The organism is Citrobacter sp. ANG330 (assembly GCF_047467925.1).
GTDB classification, from domain to species: Bacteria; Pseudomonadota; Gammaproteobacteria; order Enterobacterales; family Enterobacteriaceae; genus Citrobacter_A; species Citrobacter_A amalonaticus_G.
This window is the reverse complement of the sequence record NZ_JASJUI010000012.1, coordinates 63,651-90,262: the sequence shown is the minus strand read 5'-3', so window position 1 is coordinate 90,262 and position 26,612 is coordinate 63,651. Positions and strand designations below refer to the sequence as shown.

Genomic DNA, 26,612 nt, shown 5'->3' with positions numbered 1-26,612 from the left:
TTTCGCCTCTGTACCTTGTGAATGTTGTGCCGCAGGAAGGCGGCACGTCCTGAAAGCCCCCAGACACATGGTCAACGATGTGACGGGTGTTGAGAGACGTAGCCAACGCATCTGCAGCGCAAAAGACACAGGTATAGCATCGCATAACAAATATGGAGCACAAACATGGCGTGGAATCAGCCCGGTAACAACGGACAAGACCGCGACCCGTGGGGAAGCAGCAAACCAGGCGGCAACTCTGAGGGAAATGGAAACAAAGGTGGTCGCGAGCAGGGGCCACCTGATCTCGATGACATCTTTCGCAAACTGAGTAAAAAACTCGGTGGTCTGGGAGGCGGTAAAGGTACTGGCTCTGGCGGCGGAAGCTCATCGCAAGGCCCGCGCCCGCATCTGGGTGGACGTGTCGTCTCCATCGCGGCGGCAGCTATCGTCATTATCTGGGCGGCGAGTGGTTTCTATACCATCAAAGAAGCAGAGCGCGGCGTGGTGACACGCTTTGGTAAGTTCAGCCATCTGGTTGAACCGGGCCTGAACTGGAAGCCGACGTTTATTGACGAGGTGACGCCGGTGAACGTGGAAGCCGTCCGCGAACTGGCCGCTTCCGGTGTAATGCTGACGTCGGATGAGAACGTGGTGCGCGTGGAGATGAACGTGCAGTACCGCATCACCGATCCGCAGAAATATCTGTTTAGCGTGACCAGTGCGGATGACAGCCTGCGTCAGGCGACCGACAGCGCCCTGCGCGGCGTGATTGGTAAATACACCATGGACCGTATCCTGACCGAAGGACGTACCGTTATTCGTAGCGATACTCAGCGTGAACTGGAAGAGACCATTCGTCCGTACAACATGGGTATCACCCTGCTGGACGTCAACTTCCAGGCCGCGCGTCCGCCGGAAGAGGTGAAAGCGGCATTTGACGATGCAATTGCTGCCCGTGAAAACGAACAGCAGTACATCCGTGAAGCGGAAGCGTATACCAACGAAGTTCAGCCGCGTGCGAACGGTCAGGCACAGCGTATCCTCGAAGAGGCGCGTGCTTACAGAACGCAAACCATCCTGGAAGCGCAGGGTGAAGTGGCACGCTTTGCTAAGATCCTGCCGGAATATAAAGCCGCGCCAGAGATTACCCGTGAGCGTCTGTATATCGAGACGATGGAAAAAGTGTTGAGCCATACCCGCAAAGTGTTGGTTAACGACAAAGGTGGCAATCTGATGGTTCTGCCGTTGGATCAGATGCTGAAAGGCGCAAGCACGCCTGCGGCAAAGAGCGATAGCGGCTCTAACCTGCTGCGTCTGCCTTCCACGTCTTCTTCCGGCAGCAGCGGAGCAAGCAACACCTCGTCCACCAGTCAGGGCGATATTATGGACCAACGCCGCGCTAACGCGCAGCGTAACGACTACCAGCGTCAGGGGGAATAACGATGCGTAAGTCAGTTATTGCGATTATCATCATCGTGCTGGTAGTGCTGTACACCTCTATTTTCGTGGTGAAAGAAGGCGAGCGCGGAATTAAGTTCCAGTTCAGCAGCGTCGTGCGTGATGCCGACAAAAAACCGTTGATTTACGAGCCAGGTCTGCACTTTAAGGTTCCGTTTATTCAGTCGGTGAAAATGCTCGACGCCCGTATTCAGACGATGGATAACCAGGCCGATCGCTTTGTCACCAAAGAGAAGAAAGACCTGATTGTCGACTCTTACATCAAATGGCGCATCAGCGATTTCAGCCGTTACTTCCTGGCGACGGGCGGCGGCGATATTTCTCAGGCTGAAGTTCTGTTGAAACGTAAATTCTCTGACCGTTTGCGTTCTGAAATTGGTCGTCTGGATGTGAAAGACATCGTCACCGACTCCCGTGGTCGTCTGACCCTGGAAGTGCGCGACGCGCTGAACTCCGGTTCCGCCGGCACCGAAGACGAAGTGGCGACCCCGGCAGCGGATAACGCGATTGCCGAAGCGGCTGAACGTGTTCAGGCTGAAACCAACGGCAATGTGCCGGTGATCAACCCGAACAGTATGGCCGCGCTGGGTATCGAAGTCGTCGATGTGCGGATCAAGCAGATCAACCTGCCGACCGAAGTGTCCGAAGCGATCTACAATCGTATGCGCGCTGAGCGTGAAGCGGTAGCGCGTCGTCACCGTTCACAAGGTCAGGAAGAAGCGGAAAAACTGCGCGCGACTGCCGACTATGAAGTGACCAAAACGCTGGCGGAAGCTGAGCGTCAGGGTCGCATCATGCGCGGTGAAGGGGATGCAGAAGCGGCGAAGCTGTTTGCCGACGCGTTCAGCCAGGATCCTGACTTCTACGCCTTTATCCGTAGCCTGCGCGCTTACGAGAAGAGCTTCGAAGGCAATCAGGATGTCATGGTCATGAGCCCGGACAGCGATTTCTTCCGCTACATGAAGACACCGAATACCGCAACGCGATAATATCGTCGCATCGGTTTTAGGTTAGACGCATAAAACCACCGGCATCTTCAGGGATGCGGTGGTTTTCTTTTTATAAGGACGTCCGATGAACTCAACAATCTGGCTGGCGCTAGCGCTGGTGTTAGTGCTTGAAGGTTTAGGTCCGATGCTTTATCCGCGAGCATGGAAAAAGATGATTTCCGCTATGACGCAGTTACCTGAAAATACTTTACGCCGTTTTGGCGGAGGACTTGTGGTTGCGGGCATTGTGGTCTACTACATGTTGAGGAAAACGATTGGCTGATCAAAAAGTGTGCGAAATTAGCTGATTTTTGCATGCAAAAAGTGCTGTATATCTGAAAAAGCGATGGTAGAATCCATTTTTAAGCAAACGGTGATTTTGAAAAATGGGTAACAACGTCGTCGTACTGGGCACCCAATGGGGTGACGAAGGTAAAGGAAAGATCGTCGATCTTCTGACTGAACGGGCTAAATATGTTGTACGCTACCAGGGCGGTCACAACGCAGGCCATACTCTCGTAATCAACGGTGAAAAAACCGTCCTCCATCTTATTCCATCAGGTATTCTCCGCGAGAACGTCATCAGCATCATCGGTAACGGTGTTGTGTTGTCTCCGAGCGCGCTGATGAAAGAGATGAAAGGACTGGAAGATCGTGGTGTTCCTGTTCGCGAGCGTCTGCTGCTGTCTGAAGCATGCCCGCTGATTCTGGACTACCACGTTGCGCTGGATAACGCGCGTGAGAAAGCACGTGGCGCGAAAGCGATCGGCACAACCGGTCGTGGTATCGGTCCGGCTTACGAAGACAAAGTTGCACGTCGCGGTTTACGCGTTGGCGACCTGTTCGACAAAGCCACCTTCGCTGAAAAACTGAAAGAAGTGATGGAATATCACAACTTCCAGCTGGTTAACTTCTACAAAGTGGAAGCGGTTGACTACCAGAAAGTGCTGGATGATGTGATGGCGATTGCCGACATCCTGACCTCTATGGTTGTTGATGTCTCCGATCTGCTCGACCAGGCGCGTAAGCGTGGCGATTTCGTCATGTTTGAGGGTGCGCAGGGTACGCTGCTGGATATCGACCACGGTACTTATCCGTACGTAACCTCCTCTAACACCACCGCTGGTGGCGTGGCAACCGGCTCTGGCCTCGGTCCGCGTTATGTGGATTACGTTCTGGGTATCATCAAAGCTTACTCCACTCGCGTGGGTGCGGGTCCGTTCCCGACCGAGCTGTTTGATGACACTGGTGAGTTCCTGTGCAAACAGGGTAACGAATACGGCGCCACTACTGGTCGTCGTCGTCGTACTGGCTGGCTGGACTCCGTTGCTGTGCGTCGTGCAGTACAGATCAACTCCCTGTCGGGCTTCTGCCTGACCAAACTGGACGTACTGGACGGTTTGAAAGAGGTGAAAATCTGTGTCGCTTATCGTATGCCGGATGGCCGTGAAGTCACTACGACACCGCTGGCGGCTGATGACTGGAAAGGTATCGAGCCGATTTACGAAACCATGCCGGGCTGGTCTGAGTCCACTTTCGGCGTGAAAGAGCGTAGCGGTTTGCCACAGGCAGCGCTGAACTACATTAAGCGTATCGAAGAACTGACCGGTGTGCCGATTGATATTATTTCGACTGGCCCGGATCGTACTGAGACCATGATTCTGCGTGACCCGTTCGACGCATAATTTTGGTTCGTGGCGCAGTGCCTTTTGGCGCTGCGCTTATCAGGCCTACAAAGTGTAGTTGGCCGGACAAGATGCAAAGTGTCGTCATCCGGCTTAATCGTGCGTAAATCCTCGCTTTTTTCCTTCGCAAGTGAAATAAATTAGCGGCCCGACTGGTGGCTGGTTTATCATCAATATATAAGATGTATCCCGTTCCCCCCTTTCTTGAGGTTGATGTGCAGTTAACGAGTTTCACCGATTACGGACTACGAGCGCTAATCTATATGGCATCACTCCCGGAAGGTCGCATGACCAGTATTTCGGAGGTGACGGACGTCTACGGCGTTTCCCGTAATCATATGGTCAAAATAATCAATCAACTTAGCCGGGCGGGCTTCGTAACTGCTATTCGAGGAAAAAATGGCGGGATCCGTTTAGGCAAAGCCGCGAATACCATTCGAATTGGGGATGTCGTGCGCGAACTCGAACCGCTGTCGCTGGTGAACTGTAGCAGTGAGTTTTGCCACATCACCCCTGCCTGTCGACTCAAACAGGCGCTTTCTAAGGCCGTGCAAAGTTTTCTAACGGAGCTGGATAACTACACGCTGGCCGATTTGGTTGAACAAAATCAACCGCTTTATAAATTATTGCTGGTGGAATAGTGAAGTCCAACGTATTTCGCGTCGTATCGCGGCGGCAACTGAGTGACAAATTCGTCAGGAACGAATTTGAACAGCCGCAGGCTGGCCTTTGGTGAGAAACAGTGATGTCTCTCATAAATCTCCAGGAGCTTACAAAAGTAAGCGACTGGAGAGCAAAGGCAGCCAACTGAGAGACGGCGTGAAAGACGACGGAATTCCACCGGAGCTGACAATGGAGGAACCTCAATGTCACATGATCCTTTCCAGGAACGCGAAGCTGAAAAATACGCGAACCCCATCCCCAGCCGCGAGTTCATCATTGAACACTTAACCAAACGCGAAAAACCCGCTAATCGTGAAGAACTTGCCGCTGAATTAAACATTTCTGGTGAAGAGCAAATTGAAGCTCTGCGCCGCCGTCTGCGCGCCATGGAGCGTGACGGACAGTTAGTATTCACCCGCCGCCAGTGCTATGCGCTGCCGGAACGCCTCGATCTGCTGAAAGGTACCGTTATTGGCCACCGTGATGGCTACGGCTTTCTGCGCGTTGAAGGGCGAAAAGATGATTTGTATCTCTCCAGCGAGCAGATGAAAACCTGTATTCATGGCGATCAGGTGCTGGCGCAACCGCTGGGCGCGGATCGTAAAGGCCGCCGTGAAGCGCGTATTGTGCGCGTTCTGGTGCCAAAAACCAGCCAGATTGTCGGTCGTTACTTTACCGAAGCAGGCGTGGGTTTTGTGGTTCCTGACGACAGTCGTCTGAGCTTCGATATCCTGATCCCGCCTGAAGATATCATGGGCGCGCGCATGGGTTTTGTGGTGGTGGTTGAACTCACCCAACGCCCGACCCGCCGCACCAAAGCAGTCGGGAAAATCGTCGAAGTGCTGGGCGATAATATGGGCACTGGTATGGCCGTCGATATGGCGCTGCGTACTCATGAAATTCCGTACATCTGGCCTGCCGCCGTTGAAAAACAGGTTGCCGGCCTGAAAGAAGAAGTGCCTGAAGAGGCCAAAGCCGGTCGTGTGGATTTACGCGATTTGCCGCTGGTCACTATCGACGGCGAAGATGCCCGTGACTTTGACGATGCGGTCTATTGCGAGAAGAAACGCGGTGGTGGCTGGCGTTTGTGGGTGGCGATTGCTGACGTGAGCTATTACGTGCGTCCGCCGACGCCGCTGGACCAGGAAGCGCGTAATCGTGGGACGTCCGTGTACTTCCCGTCTCAGGTGGTACCGATGCTGCCGGAAGTCCTTTCCAACGGTTTGTGCTCCCTGAACCCGCAGGTTGACCGCCTGTGCATGGTCTGCGAAATGACCATCTCAACCAAAGGCCGTCTGACGGGATATAAGTTCTACGAAGCGGTAATGAGTTCCCATGCGCGTCTGACCTATACCAAGGTCTGGCACATGCTGCAGGGCGATCAGGAATTGCGCGAGCAGTATGCGCCGCTGGTTAAGCATATCGAAGAGCTGCACAACCTCTACAAAGTGCTGGATAAAGCCCGTGAAGAACGTGGCGGCATTTCGTTTGAGAGCGAAGAGGCGAAGTTCATTTTCAACGCGGAGCGCCGTATTGAGCGAATTGAGCAAACCCAGCGTAACGATGCGCACAAGCTGATCGAAGAGTGCATGATTCTGGCGAATATCTCGGCGGCGCGTTTTGTTGAGAAGGCGCAGGAGCCTGCGCTGTTTCGTATTCACGACAAGCCGACGACAGAGGCGATCACCTCTTTCCGTTCCGTTCTGGCGGAGCTGGGTCTGGAACTGCCTGGCGGTAATAAGCCGGAGCCGCGCGATTACGCGGAACTGCTGGAATCGGTCGCCGATCGTCCTGACGCCGAAATGCTACAAACGATGCTGCTGCGTTCGATGAAGCAGGCGATTTACGATCCGGAAAACCGCGGTCACTTTGGTCTGGCGTTGCAGTCGTATGCACACTTTACCTCGCCAATCCGTCGTTACCCGGATCTCTCCCTGCACCGCGCCATTAAATATCTGTTGGCGAAAGAGCAGGGCCATAAAGGTAACACCACCGAAACGGGCGGTTACCACTATTCGATGGAAGAGATGCTGCAACTGGGCCAGCACTGTTCGATGGCTGAACGCCGGGCGGATGAAGCAACCCGTGACGTCGCTGACTGGCTGAAGTGCGACTTCATGCTGGATCAGGTCGGCAACGTCTTTAAAGGCGTGATTGCCAGCGTCACGGGCTTTGGCTTCTTTGTGCGTCTTGACGAGCTGTTCATTGATGGTCTGGTCCACGTCTCTTCGCTCGACAACGACTATTACCGTTTTGACCAGGTGGGACAGCGCCTGACCGGTGAATCCAGCGGTCAGACGTACCGTCTTGGCGATCGCGTGGAAGTGAAGGTTGAAGCCGTCAATATGGATGAGCGCAAGATTGATTTCAGCCTGATCTCCAGCGAGCGTGCGCCGCGTAACGAAGGTAAAACGGCGCGTGAAAGAGCGAAGAAAGGCGATGCGGGTAAAAAAACCGGCCGTCGTCGTCAGGTGGGTAAGAAAGCCAATTTCGAGCCTGATAGCGCTTTCCGTGGCGAGAAGAAACAAAAGCCAAAGGCGGCGAAGAAAGAGGCCAGAAAAGCGAAAAAGCCTTCTGAGAAAACGCAAAAAATAGCGGCGGCGACAAAAGCAAAGCGTGCCGCTAAAAAGAAACCCGCGTAATAATAGCTTCTGATAACCCCTTCCATGCGAAGGGGTTATTCTTTTTTGCTGTAAGTCATTCCACAATAGAATAGCTAATGCCTGCATTACCCCTTTCTTGTTGCTTATTCATTTTTCAGTAATCGTTATTTATTCTTTTTGATTAGCCCTCTTCGGCAGATGTGTATAGTGAATTTCACTTTTTGAAAATCATTAATAGCAAGGAGCACTTATGCATCTGGCTCGTTTTCCAAGAGTTTCTCTTGGCCATTTTCCCACGCCGCTGGAGCCGCTGAGTCATTTAAGTAAATTATTAGGTGGCCCAAATATATGGATTAAACGCGACGACGCGACCGGTCTGGCAAGTGGCGGGAATAAAACCCGCAAGCTGGAATTCCTTCTGGCCGATGCTCTGGAGAAAAAAGCGGATGTGGTCATCACCCAGGGGGCGACGCAATCAAACCATGTCCGTCAGACCATCGCAGGTGCTGCAAAGCTTGGGTTAAAAGCGAAAGCGCTGTTAGAAAAACGCGTGACTGATTTTGGCGAAGATTATCAGCGTTCGGGCAATGTATTACTCGATAACTTGCTGGGAGGGGAAATCGTTGCTCACCTGCCCGGTGGCACGGATATGCAGCAGGCAATGGAAGAGTATGCCGCAACGTTGCGTGAGCAAGGGTACAACCCTTATATCATTCCGGGGGGCGGTTCGAACCCGACGGGGGCGCTGGGTTATGTCGCCTGTGCAGAAGAGTTGCTGTATCAGTCATCTGAACGCCGACTGCGCATTGATCACGTCGTTCATGCCACGGGCAGTACCGGTACTCAGGCGGGATTAGTGGCGGGCTTTACGGCAACCCACAGCCATGTTCCTGTGCTGGGTATCAGCGTGCGGGCACCTAAAGCAAAACAGGAAGAGAATGTGTGGAATCTGGCTTCCCGGACGCTGGAACGGCTTGGTGTACCGGGAGAATTGTCGCGACATGCGGTAGTGGCGAACAGTGATTATGTTGGCGAGGGATACGGTTTGCCAACGGAAGGGACACTGGAGGCGCTGAGATTACTGGCTCGCCATGAAGGTATTTTGCTGGATCCCGTTTATTCCGCAAAAGGGATGGCGGGGTTGATTGACCTTATTCGTAAAGGTCACTTCCGCCGGGATGAGAACATTGTCTTTATCCATACCGGAGGATCGGCGGGGCTGTTTGGTTACCGGCAGGTGCTGGAGCATGGCTAAACCCTTCTTGCTTGGCGTGTTGGGAGGAATGGGCCCCCTGGCGACGCTGGATTTTCAGCGTCGCCTGCTGGAGGCAACGCCTGCGCAAAGCGATCAGCAGCAGATCCCCATGGTCGTCTGGAATGTGCCGCAAATCGCGGATCGCCAGCAAGCGCTGGCAGGAACGGGACCGTCACCTCTACCACAACTGCTACACGGTATCAGGACGCTAAATCAGGCGGGAGCAAGCCATATTGCAATCCCTTGTAATACGGCACACCACTGGTTTAACGCGCTCAGTGAAGTGAGTAATGCGCCCATCTTGCATATCGTTGACGCCACGCTGGAGGCATTGGCTCAGTCTGATGACAAACCTTCGCGAGTGGGCATTATCGCGACAAAAGGTACGCTGGATGCGGGCTGGTATCAGCAGAGGCTGGCTGCGCAGGGCATTAAGGTGCTGGAGCCAACAGCAGAGGAGCTGACACAGTGGTTCGTACCCGGTTGTTATGCCGTCAAACGCGGCGCGCTGGCTGAAGGGGGGGCGTTGTTAGCACGACAGGCTAATGCGCTGTTTGAGCGCGGGGCGCAAAAGCTGGTGCTGGCGTGTACAGAAGTACCTGTCGCACTGGCGGCGATCAATACTCCATTTCAGCATCTGACATATGACCCGGCTCAGGCACTGGCAGAGCGATGTTCGCAGTTATGGCAAATTAACTAACGTCTTAAATATAGGCACAGTCCGTTACGATGTCGGACTCAATATTCGGATTCCTCAAAGGATAAATAAAATGAAAAGAAGTCTCTTATTATTAATGGCCGTGGGTGGTTTGTGGGCAAATAGTAGTTTTGCTGAGACGCCAACTGAAGTTCGGGTGGCATATAGCGGTGGCTCTCAGGTATTAATGTTGGCAAAAGCGGATGGTTCTCTGGATAAAGCCTTAAACACGAAAGTGAAATGGGTGCAGTTTGCTTCAGGCGCTGATGCGCTAAATTATTTCGCCAGCAATGCGATTGATATTGCCAATTTTGGTTCCAGTCCGGCGACGGCAGGTATTGTCCGTAAATTACCGGTCGAGATTATTGGTATTTCAGGGGTGATAGCCAGCTATGAGCGTCTGATTGGAAAAGACGGCATAGTCAACATCAAGGACATCGAGGGTAAACGCGTCGGTTATCCACCAAATTCGACGGCGCAGTATGCCCTTGAAGCCGCGATCAGCGTGAACAAACTGGATCGTAGCAAAATCACGCTGTTACCGCTGCGCCCTGCTGAGATGGTAGCGGCCTGGAAACGTGGTGATATTGATGCTGGTTATGTCTGGGCGCCGTTTGCTCAGGAACTGGAGGCTTCGGGTGGGCATCAGGTTTTTGCGACTAAAGATCTGCAAAAAGATGGCTATCTGATCTACAACAACTATGTGGTGCGTAAAGCCTTTGCTGAGCAGTATCCGCAAGCGGTTACCGCTTTCCTGCGTGTGCATCAGCAGAAAGTGGATGAGTTCAAAAACGATCCGGAACGTGCTGCCGGGATTGTCGCCAAAGAGGTCGGTGCGCCCGTCACCACGGCTGCAAATACCCTGGGCGGACTGGAATATCCCACGCTTTCTCAGCAAGGAACCGCTGACTGGTTGGGGAATGGCACCGAAACCACTGACAGCGGTATTGGCAAAGCATTAAGTAAAACCTCTCATTTCCTTGCCGGTATTGGTGAGATTCGTAAGCGTGATATTCCGGCAAATTGGGATACGGCGATTAATTCCCGTTACATTCGGGAAGCGGCGGCACAATGAGATTAAGTCACCATATCGCCATCAGTGTGTTGTCGGTGGTGGTTTTCTTTATCGTCTGGCAGCTGGCGGCGACACGGCAGTGGGTTGACCCACTGCTGTTACCGTCTCTCACCGATATTGGCCTGACAACGGAAGAACTGATGGCCGATGGCTACCGTCAGGTGCCGCTGTGGGAACATATTGCGGTCAGCCTGGCGCGTGCGCTAAGTGCGTTTGCGGTGGCGATTGCTATCGGTATTCCTCTGGGTCTGTTGATGGGGATGTCGGATGGCCTGGCGGCAGTGCTCAATCCTTTTGTTCAGTTTCTTCGTCCTTTGCCAAAAATTGCGCTGATCCCGCTGGCAGTGGTCTGGTTGGGAATCGGTGAGGCATCGAAGTTTTTCCTGATCTTTATTGCCACGTTTTTGAGCGTGGTGGTCGGTGCTTCGGCGGCTGTTGATCGCATTGGGCGTTCGCGGATTCGCGTGGCACAAACGCTTGGCGCTTCACGCAAGCAGATCTTTATGCGTGTGGTATTGCCCGACGCGTTACCCGAACTCTTCACGACAGTCAGACTCTCCATTGGTATTGGCTGGACGTCGTTGATTGCCGCAGAGATGGTTGCGGCCAGTTCAGGTCTGGGCTGGATGGTGATCAACGCCAGCTCTTATTTGCGCACTGATATCGTCATGCTGGGAATTTTACTTCTGGGCGGGATTGGATACGTGCTGGATTTGTTGTTGCTGGGGTTACAGCGTCTGACTGTACCCTGGGCGGGGAAAGAATAATGAGTGCGATTACCCTGGAAAATGTTTCGCTCTCCTTTGCGGCAAAACCGCAGCCGTTTACGGTACTGGAAGACATTAATCTGTCGTTAAACACCGGCGAGTTTGTGGTACTGCTTGGACCCTCTGGTTGTGGGAAGTCCACTATCCTGAACCTGGTCGCTGGATTTAATCAACCGGATCGGGGACGAGTGGTTGCGGGGGGAAAAGCGGTAAAACAGCCTGGTCCGGATCGTGGGATGATCTTCCAGCAGCCCAATCTTTTCCCCTGGCTATCGGTGCTGGAAAACGTCACCTTTGGCCCCCGTTTGGGCAAACATCGCAAAGATGAGACCAATGCCCAGGCGCAGTTATGGCTGGAACGCGTAGGGTTGAAGGGCTTTGAACATCATGCGCCCTGGCAGCTTTCTGGGGGGATGAAACAACGCGTGGCGCTGGCCCGTGCCTGGCTTCCTGGCCCGGAAGTGCTCCTGCTTGATGAACCCTTTGGTGCACTGGATGCGCAAACCCGACTGATGATGCAAGAGCTATTGCGTGAGGCCTGGCTGTCTACGGGCACCACATTACTGTTCGTCACCCACGACGTGGAGGAGGCGCTCTTTCTGGCAGACCGCATTCTGATTATGTCGGCAAAACCGGGAAAAATCGTCGACGAAATTAGTCTGCCGTTCGGGCGGGAACGGGATATTGAAACCCTTGCTGAACACCCCTTGTATAGCGAGATCAAGCATCATGTCCTGCATCGGGTTCGTCAGGAGGCGAAGCGTCACTTACGTTAATAGGCGGTTTAAATGACGACGTCAGCCAGTGGTTAAGGCTGACAGGGTCGATTTGAAGGCCGGGTCGGTTATAATGGGGGCATGTGAGTTTTCTCACGGCTAATTTAACCCGGCGCACACCGCCCAAAACGAGTAAGTTTAATGAGTGAAATGATTTATGGCATCCATGCGGTGCAGGCCCTGCTGGAGCGCGCTCCTGAACGTTTTCAGGATGTCTTTATTCTCAAAGGCCGTGAAGATAAACGCCTGCTGCCGCTGATCCATGCTCTTGAAGCACAGGGCGTGGTCATCCAGCTGGCAAACCGTCAGTTTCTGGATGAGAAAAGCGAAGGGGCCGTACATCAGGGTATCATCGCCCGCGTGAAGCCAGGCCGTCAGTATCAGGAAAACGATCTACCCGATCTGATCGCTTCGCTGGATCAACCTTTCCTGCTGATCCTTGATGGCGTTACCGATCCGCATAATCTCGGCGCCTGTTTGCGTAGCGCTGATGCCGCAGGCGTTAATGCGGTGATCGTGCCGAAAGATCGTTCCGCGCAGCTGAATGCGACGGCGAAGAAAGTCGCCTGCGGCGCAGCGGAAAGTGTTCCGTTGATCCGGGTGACCAACCTGGCGCGTACCATGCGTATGTTGCAGGAAGAGAATATCTGGATTGTCGGCACGGCAGGTGAAGCGGACCATACTCTCTTTCAGAGCAAAATGACCGGCCCTATGGCGCTGGTGATGGGGGCGGAAGGTGAGGGGATGCGCCGTCTGACGCGTGAACATTGCGATGAGCTGATCAGCATTCCAATGGCCGGCAGCGTCTCATCACTCAACGTTTCTGTTGCGACGGGTATCTGCCTGTTTGAAGCCGTGCGGCAGCGAAGCTAATCGACTATTCCCGAAGCCATCCAACCGGATGGCTTTTTTGTGATCCTCTTTCCAGGCATTCTCCGCTCAGTCTGACCATACTTATGGTAATGCCATTGAAGGAGGGAGACACAATGCACTGGCAAACTCACACCGTTTTTAATCAGCCCTTACCTCTGAATAACAGCAATCTGTTCCTGTCTGATGGCGCGCTCTGCGAGGCCGTCGTGCGTGAGGGAGCGGGCTGGGACAGTGAACTTCTCGCCAGTATCGGTCAACAACTTGGCACCGCCGAATCGCTTGAACTGGGACGACTGGCGAATGCCTGGCCGCCGGAGCTGCTGCGCTACGACTCCCGGGGGCAGCGGCTGGATGACGTTCGCTTCCATCCCGCCTGGCATTTGCTGATGCAAGGACTGTGCACCAACCGCGTGCATAACCTGCCCTGGGAGGAGGAGGCGCGTGCCGGATCGTTTGTCGCCCGGGCGGCACGCTTTGTCCTGCATGCGCAGGTGGAGGCCGGGACGCTCTGTCCCATCACCATGACCTTTGCCGCGACACCGCTATTGCAACAAATGTTGCCCGCCGTATTTGCCGACTGGCAAACACCGCTACACAGCGATCGCTATGATTCGCATCTTGTGCCGGGAGGTCAGAAACGTGGCCTGCTGATCGGCATGGGGATGACGGAGAAGCAGGGTGGGTCTGATGTGTTGAGCAACACCACCCGCGCCGAGCGTCTGGCGGATGGGGCATACCGGTTGGTGGGGCATAAATGGTTTTTCTCTGTGCCGCAAAGTGATGCCCATTTGGTATTAGCACAGACGCCAGGCGGCCTCTCCTGCTTCTTCGTTCCGCGCTTTTTACCTGACGGCACGCGTAATGCTATCCGCCTTGAACGCCTGAAAGACAAGCTGGGGAATCGCTCTAACGCCAGCGCAGAAGTCGAGTTTCAGGATGCCATCGGTTGGCTGATTGGGGATGAGGGCGAGGGCGTTCGTCATATTCTGAAGATGGGGGGCCTGACGCGTTTTGACTGTGCGCTCGGTAGCCACGGACTGATGCGTCGCGCCTTCTCGGTGGCGATTTACCACGCGCACCAGCGTCAGGTATCCGGCAAGCCGCTGCTCGAGCAACCGATGATGCGCCAGGTGCTTAGTCGTATGGCGCTGCAACTGGAAGGGCAAACCGCGATGCTTTTTCGTCTGGCCCATGCCTGGGATCGGCGTAGCGATGCAAAAGAGCGACTCTGGGCGCGTCTGTTCACGCCTGCGGCAAAATTTGCCGTCTGTAAAGGCGGCATTCCGTTTGTGGCGGAGGCGATGGAAGTGCTTGGCGGCGTAGGCTATTGCGAAGAGAGCGAACTGCCGCGGTTGTACCGGGAAATGCCGGTTAACAGCATCTGGGAAGGCTCCGGCAATGTCATGTGTCTTGATGTCCTGCGCGTCATCAGTAAACAAACTGGTGTCGATGAGATGCTGAGCGAGGCGTTCTCGGATGTCAGAGGGCAGGACAGACATTTTGATCGTGCAGTACGACAGCTTTTGCAACGACTGCGTAAGCCTTCAGAGGCGTTGGGACGCGATATCACTCAGCAGATTTTCCTGCTGGGATGCGGAACGGAAATGTTGCAGCATGCGTCACCGCCTGTTGCCCAGGCCTGGTGCCAGATGATGCTGGATCCGCGCGGCGGGATGTTGTTATCAGAACGGGTTCAGGACGCATTATTACTGCGGGCGACGGGGGGATTACGCTGATACGTTGCCGGATGCGGCTGTGCCATCCGGCAATCTGTTACGCGTACAGAATGGCCTGTACGCGCCAGTTATCGGGTTGCTGCTCTTCGTACATCTGAACGATGCGATACCATGACGCACCTTGTTCATCGGCTTTTAACGCGACAATACGCTCCACATCCTGTGGGTTTCCGGAAATATTACTGACAGAGATCAGGCCAATTTCATTGAGGCCAGTCACACAATCCGCACTCGCGAATTCGGCAGACTGCGCCGTCGTACTCACCAGTCCGGCAGTTAACAGCAGTGAGGATAAGGCAAGAGATTGTTTCATCGTCAGCTCCATTTTACGTTTCCCCGCAATGCGCAGGACATTCCATCGCCGAAATAAACGTCCAGCCTCCTGCTGTCGGTTTATTGTGCACAGGTAAACGTATAGAGGCGTAAAGCTACGTGAAACTGGATTAAATTCCATCAATGATTATTTACGATATAAGATGGCCTGCGAATACCACTGTCCCGTCACGATGGTTTCATCAACCAGGACAATAACGTAATAATCGGCTTTCGCTGCGGCGGCTTTCGCTTTGACTTCGTCGACTGCATCATCCGGAGAGCCTCTGACCAGAGAGGTCACCGTTCCCATTCGCTGCAATCCTTGTGTTTGATCGCGACGAATTTCCTGCGGATGATCGGCGACGGGCGGTGCTGGCTGCGGCGTTCCCTGAAGAATGCTACATCCACTTAACAGCATCACCAACATCAAAGAGGTTAACCAACGCATCACTCTATCTCGTTTCCTGATAGCCATAGTGTAGTGCCTTATTCATTTCCCTTTGGGGGAATGTTCCCAAAATGTTACCTTCCACGCGATTTTCGAATGAAAATGTCGTGAAAGCGTAATCCAGTTCTCAACATTATGAATCGTTGTTGAACACGTCACCTTGTTTAATAATGTGACGGGTGGCATACCAGAGCCAAAAGAGGTCGCAAATGATTGAAATTGAAACTCGTCAACTGGCAGAGCATCACCTGCTTCACGCTTTTCCTTCGGGCCAAAGCAACATGCCTTTGCCGTGTATTGTTTTCTACCACGGGTTTACCTCTTCCAGCCTGGTCTACAGCTACTTTGCCGTTGCGCTGGCGCAGGCCGGGTTTCGGGTCATTATGCCAGACGCCGCCGGGCATGGGGCGCGTTTCAACGGTGACGAACAGGCGAGAATGGGCCATTTCTGGCAGATTTTGCTGCAAAACATGCAGGAATTTACGGCGTTACGTGCGGCTCTGCGCGCAGAAAACTGGCTGCTGGATGAGCGTCTTGCGGTTGGAGGGGCATCGATGGGAGCTATGACCGCGCTTGGGATCATGACTCAGCATCCGGAAGTCAAATGTGTCGCCAGCCTGATGGGGTCGGGCTATTTCACCTGTCTGGCGCGAACGCTGTTTCCCCCCTGCGCCCTCGATACGCCTGCCCGACAGGAGGCTTTTGCCCGCATCATCGCCCCGCTGGCGAAATGGGACGTGTCGCAACAACTTGACCGACTGGCCGACAGACCGTTGCTATTGTGGCATGGGCAGGAGGATGATGTGGTGCCAGCGACGGAAAGTTTCCGTTTACAGCAGGCGATGATTCAGGCCGGGCTTGACCATAATCTGACTTGCCAGTGGCAAGCGGGTGTGCGCCATCGCATCACACCCGAAGCGCTGACCACAACGGTGTCGTTTTTCCGTCAGCATCTCTAAACACGAATAATGCTAACGCCTTGATCCTCAAGTTGATTTAAAATAGCAGGATTCGCGTTTTTGCCGGTTATCAGCATATCGATCTGATCCGCGCGGCTGAACAACATACCCGCGCGCTCGCCCACCTTACTGCTGTCTACCAGTACGACCAGTTTTCCTACGACATTGAGCATTTTCTGTTCAGCCATAGCGGTGAGCATATCCGTTTTATACAGGCCATCAGCGGTTAATCCTTTGCCGCTGGTAAACATCCAGTGGCCTGCATAGAGACTGTTTTCACTGCCTTGTGGACTCAGGGTGATCGACTGGCTCTTGTTATACTGACCGCCCATGATAATTACGCTTTCGTGCTCCTGATCGATCAGGTAGTTTGCCAGCGGCAGATAGTTAGTAATGATTTGCACCGGCTTGCCACACATTTCACGCCCCAACAGGAAGGCGGTTGAGCCGCAGTTGATCACTACGCTTTCACCTGGATTAACCAGGTGGGAAGCGGCTTTGGCGATGCGTACCTTTTCGTCGTGGTTCTGGGCCTGATGCAGATTCATTGGGGTCCAACGTGGTCGTTGTTGAGTAATGGCTTCTGCGCCATTACGGACCTTCTTAAGCTTGCCGTACTCGTCGAGTTTGTTGATATCTCGTCTTGCCGTCGCGGGGGAAATCTTCAATCTTTCGACGACATTCTCAACCGTGACAAAGCCCAACTGTGCCAGCATATCCAGTAAGATTTGATGTCTTTGCGCTTCAGTCATGAGCTATTCCGATACAAAATGATTTTTAAAGATAATATTTGAAATAGCCTGAAAATACTAAAGTAAATAGAGGAAATGCCGGGAAAATCCCGGCATTTTTTGTATTACAGAAAAGATTTAAACGGCAGATCGGGCTCGAGGGTGAAGCAGTCGTCAAAGCCGCGCGGATAATGATATTCAACGTTATCTTTATCCAGCGGCCAGGTGAACTTGCCGCCAACCTGCCAGATGAACGGCTTGAAGCCATATTTCAGACGATTTTTTTTCATCTCCCACAGCACCCGAATCTCCTGAGGATCGGCCTGAAAGTTTGACCAGATATCGTGGTGGAATGGGATAACGACTTTGGCGTTCAGGGCTTCCGCCATACGCAGTATGTCGGCGCTGGTCATTTTGTCGGTAATGCCACGCGGGTTTTCACCATAAGAACCGAGCGCAACATCAATCTGATGTTCATTGCCGTGCTTCGCGTAATAGTTTGAGTAATGGGAATCGCCGCTGTGATACAAGGTTCCGCCCGGCGTTTTAAACAGATAGTTAACTGCGCGTGCGTCCATGCCATCCGGCAGGACGCCACTGGCTTTCTGTTCGGCCGGTAAGGTGATTAATGCCGTACGGTCAAATGCATCAAGAGCGTGAATTTCAATGTCTTTTACTTTTACGATGTCGCCAGGTTTGACTACGATGCAACGTTCTTTTGGTACACCCCATCCCATCCACAGATCGACACACGTTTGAGGCCCGATAAACGGTACGTCTTCGGCACAGTTTTGCATGACGGCGGCAGCGACGTTGACGTCAATGTGATCGTTATGATCATGGGTAGCCAGTACGGCATCTATTTGACGAATTGCGAAGGGATCGAGAACAAACGGTGTTGTGCGCAGGTTAGGTTGTAACTTCTTTACGCCCGCCATTCGTTGCATCTGATGTCCGGCTTTCATCAGTGGATTTCCATGAGTTTGCTTACCCGTACCGCACCAGAAGTCTACACACACATGGGTGCTGCCTTCGGATTTCAGCCAGATTCCCGTACAACCAAGCCACCACATGGCGAAAGTGCCGGGCGCGACTTGCTCTTGTTCAATCTCTTCATTCAGCCAGCTTCCCCATTCCGGAAAAGTACTCAGGATCCATGATTCACGTGTGATGCTTTTCACTTTACTCATCGCCATTTACCTTCATTTTCTTCATATGTAATCAATTAATGATTTGTTTTGATTTAAGATGACACTTTTTTCTCACGTTGGCAATGGCCTGCTTCCTGAGTCAACGGCGAAAACAGAGCGGTAGCCTGATGGCTTTAAGCGGCTCTGTATTTTTTGATCTTGCATATCTTTTTGTTTTTATTGGTTTTATTTGTTGGTTTTATCCTAAGGGGATAATCCTTTTAAAGTGGGTGGGAATTATTTGCGTGTCGTGTCACATTTAATCAAATTCAATCTTGTTGTGATTATTTTTGAAAACTAAAGTGAGTGCTCAATATTCGGGATTGGTATCGCACCCGGCCACTTCGTCAACTGGAGATCGTTATGGAGATCCTCTACAACATCTTTACTGTGTTCTTTAACCAGGTAATGACTAATGCCCCGCTATTGCTGGGTATAGTGACCTGTCTTGGCTATACCCTGTTGCGTAAAAGTGTCAGCGTTATTATTAAAGGCACAATCAAAACGATTATCGGTTTCATGTTGTTGCAGGCAGGCTCGGGTATTTTGACCAGCACCTTCAAACCGGTGGTGGCGAAGATGTCCGAGGTTTACGGCATTAACGGCGCGATTTCTGATACTTACGCCTCCATGATGGCCACCATAGAACGGATGGGAGACGCGTACAGTTGGGTCGGATATGCCGTGCTGTTGGCGCTGGCGTTGAATATTGGCTACGTCCTGCTGCGGCGTATCACGGGGATCCGCACCATCATGCTGACCGGACACATCATGTTTCAGCAGGCGGGATTGATTGCCGTTTCTCTCTATATTTTTGGCTATTCGATGTGGACCACTATCATCTGCACGGCAGTGCTGGTCTCCCTGTACTGGGGTATTACCTCAAATATGATGTATAAGCCGACCCAGGAAGTGACCGACGGCTGCGGTTTCTCAATTGGTCATCAGCAGCAGTTCGCTTCCTGGATTGCGTATAAAATCGCGCCCTATTTAGGTAAAAAAGAAGAGAGTGTTGAGGCACTTAAGCTGCCTGGTTGGCTGAATATTTTCCATGACAACATCGTCTCCACGGCGATTGTGATGACGATTTTCTTTGGCGCGATCCTGCTCTCTTTCGGTATTGATACCATCCAGGTGATGGCGGGCAAGACTCACTGGACGGTTTACATTCTGCAAACCGGTTTCTCGTTTGCTGTCGCGATTTTCATCATTACCCAGGGCGTACGCATGTTCGTCGCCGAACTCTCTGAAGCCTTTAACGGCATTTCCCAGCGTTTGATTCCCGGTGCCGTGCTGGCGATTGACTGCGCTGCAATTTATAGCTTTGCGCCTAACGCGGTGGTCTGGGGCTTTATGTGGGGCACCATTGGTCAATTAATTGCGGTGGGTATCCTGGTCGGTTTCGGTTCTTCCATTTTGATTATCCCGGGCTTTATCCCGATGTTCTTCTCGAATGCCACCATCGGCGTCTTTGCTAACCACTTTGGTGGCTGGCGCGCGGCGCTGAAGATTTGTCTGGTGATGGGCATGATTGAGATCTTTGGTTGTGTCTGGGCGGTAAAACTCACGGGGATGAGTGCCTGGATGGGCATGGCCGACTGGTCGATTCTGGCACCGCCAATGATGCAGGGCTTCGCTTCTATCGGCATTGCATTTATGGCCGTGATGTTAATTATCGCGTTGGCTTACATGTTCTTCGCAGGACGCGCATTGCGTGCTGAAGAAGATGCACAAGAACAACTGGCAGAACACTCTGCTTAATAAGGAGTTTTGATTATGACGGTACGTATTCTGGCTGTCTGCGGCAACGGGCAAGGAAGTTCCATGATCATGAAAATGAAAGTGGACCAGTTTCTGACCCAATCCAATATCGATCATACGGTAAACAGTTGTGCTGTGGGCGAATACAAAAGTGAGCTGGCTGGTGCAGACATCATTGTCGCTTCCACACATATCGCCGGGGAGATCAGCGTAACGGGCAATAAATATGTGGTAGGCGTACGCAACATGCTGTCCCCGGCTGACTTTGGACCAAAGCTGCTGGAAGTGATCAATGCTCATTTCCCACAAGACGTGAAGTAAGGACGCCATATGAAATTACGTGATTCTTTGGCGCAAAACCATTCCATCCGGTTACAGGCGGAAGCCGATACCTGGCAGGATGCGGTGAAAATTGGCGTCGATCTGTTGGTTGCGGCTGATGTGGTTGAGCCGCGGTACTACCAGTCCATTATTGATGGCGTTGAACAGTTTGGCCCCTGGTTTGTTATCGCGCCTGGACTGGCGATGCCGCATGGTCGCCCGGAAGAAGGGGTGAAGAAAACAGGGTTTGCGTTGGTCACGCTGAAAAAGCCACTGGCCTTTAATCACGAAGATAATGACCCGGTCGATATTCTGATCACGATGGCGGCAGTCGATGCTAATACGCATCAGGAAGTGGGCATCATGCAGATCGTGAATTTGTTTGAAGACGAATCCAATTTCGACCGTTTACGTGCCTGCCGTACTGAGCAGGACGTCCTGGATTTAATTGATCACGCCACTGCGGCGGCTATTTAGAAGGAACAGTAAAATGTCATTACCCATGCTGCAGGTCGCACTGGATAACCAAACGCTCTCTCATGCTTATGAGACCACGCGCCTGATTGCTGAAGAAGTCGATATCATTGAAGTCGGCACGATACTGTGTGTTGGTGAAGGTGTACGAGCCGTCCGTGACCTGAAAGCGCTTTACCCGCACAAGATCGTGCTGGCTGACGCCAAAATTGCCGATGCGGGCAAAATTCTCTCTCGTATGTGCTTTGAAGCCAATGCTGACTGGGTGACCGTGATCTGCTGTGCGGATATCAATACCGCTAAAGGTGCGCTGGAGGTGGCGAAAGCGTTTAACGGCGATGTACAGATCGAGTTGACCGGTTACTGGACCTGGGAGCAGGCGCAGGAGTGGCGTGACGCGGGTATTCAGCAGGTTGTGTATCACCGCAGTCGAGATGCGCAGGCAGCAGGCGTAGCCTGGGGGGAAACGGATATCAGCGCTATCAAACGTCTGTCTGATATGGGGTTTAAAGTGACCGTCACAGGCGGCCTGGCGCTGGATGATTTGCCCTTATTCGCCGGTATTCCGATTCACGTTTTTATTGCGGGTCGCAGCATTCGCGATGCAGCTTCTCCGGTTGAGGCGGCGCGGCAGTTCAAACGCGCTATTGCCCAATTATGGGGATAAGGAACGGATATGCTGTCGAAACAGAATCCGCTGGGCATCTATGAAAAGGCGCTCCCCGCCGGGGAGTGCTGGCTGGAACGTCTGCGGATGGCAAATGCGCTGGGTTTTGATTTTGTGGAAATGTCGGTGGATGAGACCGATGCCCGTCTTGCACGATTAGACTGGAACCGTGAGCAGCGATTAGCGCTGGTAAGCGCTGTTGCAGAGACCGGTGTTCGGATACCGTCAATGTGCCTGAGCGCCCATCGACGCTTTCCATTGGGCAGCGAAGATGATGCGGTGCGAGCCCAGGGACTGGACATTATGCGTAAGGCCATTCAGTTCGCTCAGGATATTGGCATTCGCGTCATCCAACTGGCGGGTTATGACGTTTATTATCAGAAGGCAAATGACGAAACGCGTCGACGCTTTCGTGATGGGCTGAAAGAGAGCGTGGAAATGGCGAGTCGTGCGCAGGTCACACTGGCGATGGAGATCATGGATTACCCACTTATGAACTCGATCAGTAAGGCCTTAGGCTATGCGCATTATCTGAATAACCCCTGGTTCCAGCTTTACCCTGATATCGGCAATCTTTCTGCATGGGATAACGATGTTCAGATGGAGCTTCAGGCTGGTATAGGACATATCGTGGCGGTTCATATTAAAGATACCAGACCCGGTGTGTTTAAAAATGTGCCGTTTGGTGAAGGTGTCGTCGATTTTGAACGCTGTTTTGAGACGCTCAGACAGGGCGGATACTGCGGACCATATCTGATTGAAATGTGGAGTGAAACGGCAGACGATCCGGCGTTGGAAGTTGCGAAGGCGCGTGACTGGGTAACAGCGCGCATGGTCAAGGCGGGTCTGGTGGAGGCGGCATAATGCAAAAGTTAAAGCAGCAGGTTTGTGATGCTAACTGAGATTTGCCGCACTATGGCTTAGTGACCTTTGACCTGGGGAAACGTCAGCGCGACCGATCTTCTTCATACACAAGCAGGGTTCTGACGCCGGGTACGGACAGAAGTAAAAAAAAGCCCCCTGAACAGGGGGCAAGTCAAACTATGGCTTTCTTTTCGTTGGACTTTCCTGGTGCTAGCGATAAATGTCCGCGCTGGCGTGGATGTTGCCGTTACTACCGGGTTCCCGCATCAGGATCACGTGGTAGTACGTTGCGCCCTGCGCGTCGGTCTCTTCATTCAGTGCCCTTTCTGCATCACTTTCAGTAGCGAAGTTATGATTGATGTAAATGACGCCTAAGCTCTGCACATCATCCATGTTTCGGGCTTGCTGGTGGTCTATTTCAATGGCGGCGAACGTATTTGCACTGAGCAACAGTCCCGCCAGAAGGGTGACAAAACGGATTCGCATACCTACCTCCTCAACAGCAGACTCTGGTTAGCGATTTCTCCTGTAAGTCGATAACGTCTGATTTAATTTTAATCGCTACTTTGTCGGTCAATCGCGACCATTTCTGATGCAGTTGTTCAAAAAATTACCGCGATCCGTGCTTTCTGAACGTAAACAACCGGCTAGCCCGTTTCGTTGTGGCAAAAATTCCTGTTTTTCTGGCAAGAACACTTACCGAATCGTCAATATCGCTGCCGACCATCGCCGCTTATAGTGAGTCGAAACATAAAGTTAACTTTATGATAATAAGGCAAAAAGAAATGGATACTTCATTCATGGATTTCAGCTACTTTGCCATTATGTTCATGGTGGCGCTGATAGCAGGTTTTATTAATGTGGTTTCAGGCGGTGGGGGGTTCTTGTCGATTGGTGCGCTGTTGATCTCAGGCTTACCTCCTGCCAACGCACTGGCGACCAACAAGATTCAGGCGCTGGGCAGTTCACTGACGTCGGGGATTTACTTTCTGCGCCACGGCCATATCAACGTCCAGGAGCATAAATATGTCTTTATCGCCGCGTTCGTGGGGTCTGCGCTGGGGACGACGTTGATCCAGTTTATTGAACCTGAATTGCTGAGAAAGTTGTTGCCAGTACTCATCATCGCGGTGGCGCTCTACTTTATTTTCGCCCCCAATCTCACCGAGCCGAAAAAGAAGCAGCAGGTGTCACTGTTTCTCTTTTCTCTGATTGGGGGAGGGTGTGTCGGTTTTTATGACGGATTTCTCGGTGCTGGCGCTGGTTCCTTTTATACCTTGAGCTACATACTGTTGTGGGGCTACAGCATCGATAAAGCGCAAATTCACTCTAATTTCATCAATCTTGCTTCCAATATCGCCTCTATTCTTTTTTTCATTTTTGGCGGGAAAATGATCTGGTCGCTGGGACTGGTGATGTTCGTCGGACAAGCGGTTGGCGCACGCCTGGGGGCGTCGGTAGTCCTCACTCGCGGCAAGAAAGTCATCAGGCCGATGATCGTGATTGTCTCCATCTGCATCAGCGGCAAAATGTTGTTGGATATGTATTAAGGGCGTCCTGACAAATATTCCAGGAATCACCTTGAGTTTGCCGCCTGACACCAGTATTATGACGCGTCAATTTTTCAGCCGACCTTTAACACGTTCCTTGCCTCCATGGGCCGCGGCTGACCCAGACAGGAGGCTGAATAATCCGTAAGGAGCAATTCGATGCGTCATTACGAAATCGTTTTTATGGTCCATCCTGACCAGAGCGAACAGGTTCCGGGTATGATCGAGCGTTACTCTGCTGCCATCACTGGTGCAGAAGGCAAGATCCACCGTCTGGAAGACTGGGGCCGCCGTCAGCTGGCTTACCCGATCAACAAACTGCACAAAGCACACTACGTTCTGCTGAACGTTGAAGCTCCGCAGGAAGTGATCGATGAGCTGGAAACAACTTTCCGCTTCAACGACGCCGTTATCCGCAGCATGGTAATGCGTACTAAGCACGCTGTTACCGAAGCATCTCCGATGGTTAAAGCGAAAGACGAGCGCCGTGAGCGTCGCGATGATTTCGCAAACGAAACCGCAGATGATGCTGAAGCTGGGGATTCTGAAGAGTAATTTCTGATGACCAACCGTCTGGTGTTGTCCGGCACCGTGTGCAGGACCCCCCTTCGAAAGGTCAGTCCATCAGGAATTCCGCACTGCCAGTTCGTGCTTGAGCATCGTTCTGTGCAGGAGGAAGCCGGATTTCACCGGCAGGCGTGGTGCCAAATGCCCGTGATTGTTAGCGGACACGAAAACCAGGCCATTACTCACAGTATAACGGTCGGTAGCGCAGTAACGGTTCAGGGGTTCATTTCTTGCCACAAGGCAAAGAACGGCCTGAGCAAAATGGTTCTGCATGCCGAGCAGATTGAATTGATAGATTCTGGAGACTAGCCATATGGCACGTTATTTCCGTCGTCGCAAGTTCTGCCGTTTCACCGCGGAAGGCGTTCAAGAGATCGACTATAAAGATATCGCTACGCTGAAAAACTACATCACCGAAAGCGGTAAGATTGTCCCAAGCCGTATCACCGGTACCCGTGCAAAATACCAGCGTCAGCTGGCTCGCGCTATCAAACGCGCTCGCTACCTGTCTCTGCTGCCGTACACTGATCGTCATCAGTAATCGGTCACGGTCCATTAATACGACTTTGAGAGGATAAGGTAATGCAAGTTATTCTGCTTGATAAAGTAGCAAACCTGGGTAGCCTGGGTGATCAGGTTAACGTTAAAGCGGGCTATGCTCGTAACTTCCTGGTACCACAGGGTAAAGCTGTTCCTGCTACCAAGAAAAACGTTGAATACTTCGAAGCACGTCGCGCTGAACTGGAAGCTAAACTGGCTGACGTTCTGGCTGCTGCAAATGCACGCGCAGAGAAAATCAACGCACTGGAAACCGTTACTATCGCGTCTAAAGCAGGCGACGAAGGTAAACTGTTCGGTTCCATCGGTACCCGTGACATCGCTGATGCAGTAACTGCAGCTGGCGTTGAAGTGGCTAAGAGCGAAGTTCGTCTGCCGAACGGCGTTCTGCGTACCACTGGTGAGCACGAAGTGAACTTCCAGGTTCACAGCGAAGTCTTCGCTAAGCTGACCATTAACGTTGTTGCAGAATAAGTTTTTATTCTGACAATCTCGTACGAAACGCCGGCCTTGTGTCGGCGTTTTGCTTTTCTGCTCCCCTCATTATTCGTGCTGGCTATTCTTTATCCTTTTCGGGATAATCACTAAAAATAAAACATAATTTCAATCTGGTGATGAATGGATACTCCGCACCCGCAACCGCTGTTTGCGCGTAAAAATGTCGTCTGGCTGAGCGCGGCGTTTTGTTGTCTGCTCTGGGGCAGTGCCTATCCGGCCATAAAGAGCGGTTATGAGATCTTCCAGATCGCCGCTGACGATATCCCTTCGAAAATTGTTTTCGCCGGATACCGCTTCCTGTTTGCAGGCCTGCTGTTACTTCTGCTGGCGATGGCGCAGCGTAAGCCGATTGGTCGCCTGAGTTCCCGGCAGTTCAGACAACTGACGCTGCTGGGGGTAACGCAAACCTCGCTGCAATACATCTTCTTTTACATCGGCCTTGCGTTCACGACCGGTGTGAAAGGATCGATCATGAATGCCACAGGCACCTTCTTCAGCGTGCTATTGGCGCATTTCATCTATCAGAACGACAAGCTCAGCTACAACAAAACGCTGGGCTGTATTCTTGGTTTTGCCGGCGTGATGGTGGTGAACTTCAACAGCGGACTGCTGGATTTTAGTTTTACCCTGGCGGGCGATGGCTCGATTGTACTGGCGGCATTTATTCTCTCCGCCGCGACGCTTTACGGTAAGCGACTCTCTCAGACCGTGGATCCCACGGTGATGACGGGTTACCAGTTAGGGATTGGCGGTCTGGTTCTGGTGATTGGTGGTTATGTCTTTGGCGGCACACTGGCAGTTCACGGACTCGCATCGGTGGCGATTCTCGGTTATCTGACGTTGCTCTCTTCGGTGGCTTTTGCGCTATGGAGTATCTTGCTCAAGTACAACCGCGTGGGGATGATTGCGCCGTTTAACTTCCTGATCCCGGTCTCCGGCGCGTTGCTGTCCGCGATTTTCCTTGGCGAGAATATCCTGGAGTGGAAATACGCGATTGCGCTGGTGCTGGTGTGCTCGGGGATCTGGTGGGTCAACAAGGTGAAGCGGTAACACCGCCAATGCCATTATAGGCCGGATAAGGCAAAAGCCGCTATCCGGCACTGCGCTGATGTGCCTGATGGCGCTACGCGTATCAGGCCTGGCAGGCTAT

General features: G+C 52.5%; 30 protein-coding genes. 25 read left to right on the top strand and 5 right to left on the bottom strand.

Annotated elements, in window-relative coordinates:
* Window positions 1–165: 165 nt before the first annotated feature.
* The 13 genes from hflK to QNN88_RS20435 all read left to right on the top strand — a co-directional run bounded on the left by hflK (window position 166) and on the right by QNN88_RS20435 (window position 14,559).
* Window positions 166–1,422 carry an FtsH protease activity modulator HflK gene (gene hflK, locus QNN88_RS20495; RefSeq protein ID WP_414241829.1) on the top strand — a complete coding sequence of 419 codons (1,257 nt, stop codon included), beginning with the start codon at window positions 166–168 and terminating at the stop codon, window positions 1,420–1,422.
* A 2-nt stretch (window positions 1,423–1,424) separates the two neighbouring features.
* Complete coding sequence (hflC, locus tag QNN88_RS20490) at window positions 1,425–2,429, top strand: protease modulator HflC (RefSeq protein WP_042321433.1); 1,005 nt, start codon at window positions 1,425–1,427, stop codon at window positions 2,427–2,429.
* Between the two features lie 85 nt (window positions 2,430–2,514).
* Complete coding sequence (locus QNN88_RS20485; RefSeq protein WP_042321436.1) at window positions 2,515–2,712, top strand: DUF2065 domain-containing protein; 198 nt, start codon at window positions 2,515–2,517, stop codon at window positions 2,710–2,712.
* Between the two features lie 103 nt (window positions 2,713–2,815).
* A complete protein-coding gene (purA, locus tag QNN88_RS20480; protein WP_414241828.1) occupies window positions 2,816–4,114 on the top strand; it encodes an adenylosuccinate synthase in 1,299 nt (432 codons plus the stop codon).
* A 215-nt stretch (window positions 4,115–4,329) separates the two neighbouring features.
* The gene (nsrR, locus tag QNN88_RS20475; RefSeq protein WP_414241827.1) at window positions 4,330–4,755 is read left to right on the top strand and encodes a nitric oxide-sensing transcriptional repressor NsrR; all 426 of its coding nucleotides are present in this window, start codon (window positions 4,330–4,332) and stop codon (window positions 4,753–4,755) included.
* A 225-nt stretch (window positions 4,756–4,980) separates the two neighbouring features.
* Window positions 4,981–7,419, top strand: coding sequence for a ribonuclease R (gene rnr, locus QNN88_RS20470; RefSeq protein WP_414241826.1), 2,439 nt, complete (start codon window positions 4,981–4,983; stop codon window positions 7,417–7,419).
* A gap of 211 nt (window positions 7,420–7,630) precedes the next feature.
* Window positions 7,631–8,635: a D-cysteine desulfhydrase gene (locus tag QNN88_RS20465; RefSeq protein WP_414241825.1), complete on the top strand. Its 1,005-nt coding sequence runs from the start codon at window positions 7,631–7,633 to the stop codon at window positions 8,633–8,635.
* Window positions 8,628–9,335, top strand: a complete 708-nt coding sequence (locus QNN88_RS20460) for an aspartate/glutamate racemase family protein (RefSeq protein ID WP_414241824.1) — start codon at window positions 8,628–8,630, stop codon at window positions 9,333–9,335. Before QNN88_RS20465 ends, QNN88_RS20460 begins: the two co-directional genes overlap by 8 nt.
* A gap of 70 nt (window positions 9,336–9,405) precedes the next feature.
* Window positions 9,406–10,407, top strand: a complete 1,002-nt coding sequence (locus tag QNN88_RS20455) for a glycine betaine ABC transporter substrate-binding protein (protein WP_414241823.1) — start codon at window positions 9,406–9,408, stop codon at window positions 10,405–10,407.
* The gene (locus QNN88_RS20450; RefSeq protein WP_414241822.1) at window positions 10,404–11,174 is read left to right on the top strand and encodes an ABC transporter permease; all 771 of its coding nucleotides are present in this window, start codon (window positions 10,404–10,406) and stop codon (window positions 11,172–11,174) included. The genes QNN88_RS20455 and QNN88_RS20450 overlap by 4 nt, the downstream gene beginning before the upstream one ends.
* Window positions 11,174–11,950, top strand: a complete 777-nt coding sequence (locus QNN88_RS20445) for an ABC transporter ATP-binding protein (RefSeq protein WP_414241821.1) — start codon at window positions 11,174–11,176, stop codon at window positions 11,948–11,950. Before QNN88_RS20450 ends, QNN88_RS20445 begins: the two co-directional genes overlap by 1 nt.
* A 141-nt stretch (window positions 11,951–12,091) precedes the next feature.
* Window positions 12,092–12,823, top strand: coding sequence for a 23S rRNA (guanosine(2251)-2'-O)-methyltransferase RlmB (gene rlmB, locus QNN88_RS20440; protein WP_414241820.1), 732 nt, complete (start codon window positions 12,092–12,094; stop codon window positions 12,821–12,823).
* Between the two features lie 113 nt (window positions 12,824–12,936).
* The gene (locus tag QNN88_RS20435; protein ID WP_414241819.1) at window positions 12,937–14,559 is read left to right on the top strand and encodes an isovaleryl-CoA dehydrogenase; all 1,623 of its coding nucleotides are present in this window, start codon (window positions 12,937–12,939) and stop codon (window positions 14,557–14,559) included.
* Between the two features lie 37 nt (window positions 14,560–14,596).
* Here the strand turns inward: QNN88_RS20435 and yjfN are convergent, their stop codons facing one another.
* Both yjfN and bsmA read right to left on the bottom strand, forming a co-directional pair.
* Window positions 14,597–14,872, bottom strand: a complete 276-nt coding sequence (gene yjfN / locus QNN88_RS20430) for a DUF1471 family protease activator YjfN (protein ID WP_414241818.1) — start codon at window positions 14,870–14,872, stop codon at window positions 14,597–14,599.
* Between the two features lie 147 nt (window positions 14,873–15,019).
* Window positions 15,020–15,349, bottom strand: coding sequence for a biofilm peroxide resistance protein BsmA (gene bsmA, locus QNN88_RS20425; RefSeq protein ID WP_414241817.1), 330 nt, complete (start codon window positions 15,347–15,349; stop codon window positions 15,020–15,022).
* Between the two features lie 182 nt (window positions 15,350–15,531).
* On the opposite strand from bsmA, the gene yjfP reads away from it, so the two are divergent.
* Window positions 15,532–16,281, top strand: coding sequence for an esterase (gene yjfP / locus QNN88_RS20420; protein WP_414241816.1), 750 nt, complete (start codon window positions 15,532–15,534; stop codon window positions 16,279–16,281).
* Here yjfP and ulaR read toward each other — a convergent pair.
* Entirely contained in the window at window positions 16,278–17,033 is a 756-nt protein-coding gene (ulaR, locus tag QNN88_RS20415) for an HTH-type transcriptional regulator UlaR (RefSeq protein ID WP_414241815.1), read from the bottom strand. The genes yjfP and ulaR overlap by 4 nt on opposite strands.
* A 104-nt stretch (window positions 17,034–17,137) precedes the next feature.
* A complete protein-coding gene (gene ulaG, locus QNN88_RS20410) occupies window positions 17,138–18,202 on the bottom strand; it encodes an L-ascorbate 6-phosphate lactonase (protein WP_414241814.1) in 1,065 nt (354 codons plus the stop codon).
* A 363-nt stretch (window positions 18,203–18,565) separates the two neighbouring features.
* On the opposite strand from ulaG, the gene ulaA reads away from it, so the two are divergent.
* From ulaA to QNN88_RS20385, 5 genes are read left to right on the top strand one after another with little or no spacing between them, the layout of a single operon-like run.
* Entirely contained in the window at window positions 18,566–19,963 is a 1,398-nt protein-coding gene (gene ulaA, locus QNN88_RS20405; protein ID WP_414241813.1) for a PTS ascorbate transporter subunit IIC, read from the top strand.
* Between the two features lie 15 nt (window positions 19,964–19,978).
* Window positions 19,979–20,284 (top strand): PTS ascorbate transporter subunit IIB, encoded by a 306-nt coding sequence (ulaB, locus tag QNN88_RS20400; protein WP_414241812.1) that lies wholly within the window; start codon window positions 19,979–19,981, stop codon window positions 20,282–20,284.
* Window positions 20,285–20,293: 9 nt separating this feature from the next.
* The gene (ulaC, locus tag QNN88_RS20395; RefSeq protein ID WP_414241811.1) at window positions 20,294–20,761 is read left to right on the top strand and encodes a PTS ascorbate transporter subunit IIA; all 468 of its coding nucleotides are present in this window, start codon (window positions 20,294–20,296) and stop codon (window positions 20,759–20,761) included.
* Between the two features lie 13 nt (window positions 20,762–20,774).
* Complete coding sequence (ulaD, locus tag QNN88_RS20390) at window positions 20,775–21,425, top strand: 3-keto-L-gulonate-6-phosphate decarboxylase UlaD (protein WP_414241810.1); 651 nt, start codon at window positions 20,775–20,777, stop codon at window positions 21,423–21,425.
* 9 nt (window positions 21,426–21,434) lie between these two features.
* Window positions 21,435–22,289 (top strand): L-ribulose-5-phosphate 3-epimerase, encoded by an 855-nt coding sequence (locus QNN88_RS20385; protein WP_414241809.1) that lies wholly within the window; start codon window positions 21,435–21,437, stop codon window positions 22,287–22,289.
* Window positions 22,290–22,499: 210 nt separating this feature from the next.
* Here the strand turns inward: QNN88_RS20385 and yjfY are convergent, their stop codons facing one another.
* Window positions 22,500–22,775, bottom strand: coding sequence for a DUF1471 family protein YjfY (gene yjfY / locus QNN88_RS20380; protein ID WP_044257220.1), 276 nt, complete (start codon window positions 22,773–22,775; stop codon window positions 22,500–22,502).
* Between the two features lie 299 nt (window positions 22,776–23,074).
* Between yjfY and QNN88_RS20375 the strand changes: the two genes are divergently transcribed.
* The 6 genes from QNN88_RS20375 (at window position 23,075) to QNN88_RS20350 (ending at window position 26,512) form a co-directional block, all read left to right on the top strand.
* A complete protein-coding gene (locus QNN88_RS20375; protein ID WP_414241808.1) occupies window positions 23,075–23,839 on the top strand; it encodes a TSUP family transporter in 765 nt (254 codons plus the stop codon).
* A gap of 159 nt (window positions 23,840–23,998) precedes the next feature.
* The gene (rpsF, locus tag QNN88_RS20370; RefSeq protein WP_042321529.1) at window positions 23,999–24,394 is read left to right on the top strand and encodes a 30S ribosomal protein S6; all 396 of its coding nucleotides are present in this window, start codon (window positions 23,999–24,001) and stop codon (window positions 24,392–24,394) included.
* A 6-nt stretch (window positions 24,395–24,400) separates the two neighbouring features.
* Window positions 24,401–24,715 carry a primosomal replication protein N gene (gene priB / locus QNN88_RS20365; RefSeq protein ID WP_042321531.1) on the top strand — a complete coding sequence of 105 codons (315 nt, stop codon included), beginning with the start codon at window positions 24,401–24,403 and terminating at the stop codon, window positions 24,713–24,715.
* 4 nt (window positions 24,716–24,719) lie between these two features.
* The gene (rpsR, locus tag QNN88_RS20360) at window positions 24,720–24,947 is read left to right on the top strand and encodes a 30S ribosomal protein S18 (protein ID WP_000135199.1); all 228 of its coding nucleotides are present in this window, start codon (window positions 24,720–24,722) and stop codon (window positions 24,945–24,947) included.
* Between the two features lie 41 nt (window positions 24,948–24,988).
* The gene (gene rplI / locus QNN88_RS20355; protein WP_012907347.1) at window positions 24,989–25,438 is read left to right on the top strand and encodes a 50S ribosomal protein L9; all 450 of its coding nucleotides are present in this window, start codon (window positions 24,989–24,991) and stop codon (window positions 25,436–25,438) included.
* Between the two features lie 144 nt (window positions 25,439–25,582).
* Window positions 25,583–26,512, top strand: coding sequence for a DMT family transporter (locus QNN88_RS20350; RefSeq protein ID WP_414241807.1), 930 nt, complete (start codon window positions 25,583–25,585; stop codon window positions 26,510–26,512).
* The last annotated feature ends 100 nt before the right edge of the window (window positions 26,513–26,612 follow it).

Bases quoted from the DNA above. Each gene is read 5' to 3' on its own strand.
- bsmA (WP_414241817.1), bottom strand. From the start codon at position 15,349: ATGGCTATCAGGAAACGAGATAGAGTGATGCGTTGGTTAACCTCTTTG.
- ulaR (WP_414241815.1), bottom strand. From the start codon at position 17,033: ATGACTGAAGCGCAAAGACATCAAATCTTACTGGATATGCTGGCACAG.
- ulaA (WP_414241813.1), top strand. From the start codon at position 18,566: ATGGAGATCCTCTACAACATCTTTACTGTGTTCTTTAACCAGGTAATG.
- rpsR (WP_000135199.1), top strand. From the start codon at position 24,720: ATGGCACGTTATTTCCGTCGTCGCAAGTTCTGCCGTTTCACCGCGGAA.
- QNN88_RS20450 (WP_414241822.1), top strand. From the start codon at position 10,404: ATGAGATTAAGTCACCATATCGCCATCAGTGTGTTGTCGGTGGTGGTT.
- rpsF (WP_042321529.1), top strand. From the start codon at position 23,999: ATGCGTCATTACGAAATCGTTTTTATGGTCCATCCTGACCAGAGCGAA.
- QNN88_RS20350 (WP_414241807.1), top strand. From the start codon at position 25,583: ATGGATACTCCGCACCCGCAACCGCTGTTTGCGCGTAAAAATGTCGTC.
- ulaG (WP_414241814.1), bottom strand. From the start codon at position 18,202: ATGAGTAAAGTGAAAAGCATCACACGTGAATCATGGATCCTGAGTACT.
- QNN88_RS20435 (WP_414241819.1), top strand. From the start codon at position 12,937: ATGCACTGGCAAACTCACACCGTTTTTAATCAGCCCTTACCTCTGAAT.
- ulaD (WP_414241810.1), top strand. From the start codon at position 20,775: ATGTCATTACCCATGCTGCAGGTCGCACTGGATAACCAAACGCTCTCT.
- QNN88_RS20455 (WP_414241823.1), top strand. From the start codon at position 9,406: ATGAAAAGAAGTCTCTTATTATTAATGGCCGTGGGTGGTTTGTGGGCA.
- QNN88_RS20385 (WP_414241809.1), top strand. From the start codon at position 21,435: ATGCTGTCGAAACAGAATCCGCTGGGCATCTATGAAAAGGCGCTCCCC.
- QNN88_RS20445 (WP_414241821.1), top strand. From the start codon at position 11,174: ATGAGTGCGATTACCCTGGAAAATGTTTCGCTCTCCTTTGCGGCAAAA.
- hflC (WP_042321433.1), top strand. From the start codon at position 1,425: ATGCGTAAGTCAGTTATTGCGATTATCATCATCGTGCTGGTAGTGCTG.
- yjfN (WP_414241818.1), bottom strand. From the start codon at position 14,872: ATGAAACAATCTCTTGCCTTATCCTCACTGCTGTTAACTGCCGGACTG.
- QNN88_RS20465 (WP_414241825.1), top strand. From the start codon at position 7,631: ATGCATCTGGCTCGTTTTCCAAGAGTTTCTCTTGGCCATTTTCCCACG.
- rplI (WP_012907347.1), top strand. From the start codon at position 24,989: ATGCAAGTTATTCTGCTTGATAAAGTAGCAAACCTGGGTAGCCTGGGT.
- QNN88_RS20375 (WP_414241808.1), top strand. From the start codon at position 23,075: ATGGATACTTCATTCATGGATTTCAGCTACTTTGCCATTATGTTCATG.
- hflK (WP_414241829.1), top strand. From the start codon at position 166: ATGGCGTGGAATCAGCCCGGTAACAACGGACAAGACCGCGACCCGTGG.
- QNN88_RS20485 (WP_042321436.1), top strand. From the start codon at position 2,515: ATGAACTCAACAATCTGGCTGGCGCTAGCGCTGGTGTTAGTGCTTGAA.
- priB (WP_042321531.1), top strand. From the start codon at position 24,401: ATGACCAACCGTCTGGTGTTGTCCGGCACCGTGTGCAGGACCCCCCTT.
- QNN88_RS20460 (WP_414241824.1), top strand. From the start codon at position 8,628: ATGGCTAAACCCTTCTTGCTTGGCGTGTTGGGAGGAATGGGCCCCCTG.
- rnr (WP_414241826.1), top strand. From the start codon at position 4,981: ATGTCACATGATCCTTTCCAGGAACGCGAAGCTGAAAAATACGCGAAC.
- yjfP (WP_414241816.1), top strand. From the start codon at position 15,532: ATGATTGAAATTGAAACTCGTCAACTGGCAGAGCATCACCTGCTTCAC.
- ulaB (WP_414241812.1), top strand. From the start codon at position 19,979: ATGACGGTACGTATTCTGGCTGTCTGCGGCAACGGGCAAGGAAGTTCC.
- yjfY (WP_044257220.1), bottom strand. From the start codon at position 22,775: ATGCGAATCCGTTTTGTCACCCTTCTGGCGGGACTGTTGCTCAGTGCA.
- ulaC (WP_414241811.1), top strand. From the start codon at position 20,294: ATGAAATTACGTGATTCTTTGGCGCAAAACCATTCCATCCGGTTACAG.
- purA (WP_414241828.1), top strand. From the start codon at position 2,816: ATGGGTAACAACGTCGTCGTACTGGGCACCCAATGGGGTGACGAAGGT.
- rlmB (WP_414241820.1), top strand. From the start codon at position 12,092: ATGAGTGAAATGATTTATGGCATCCATGCGGTGCAGGCCCTGCTGGAG.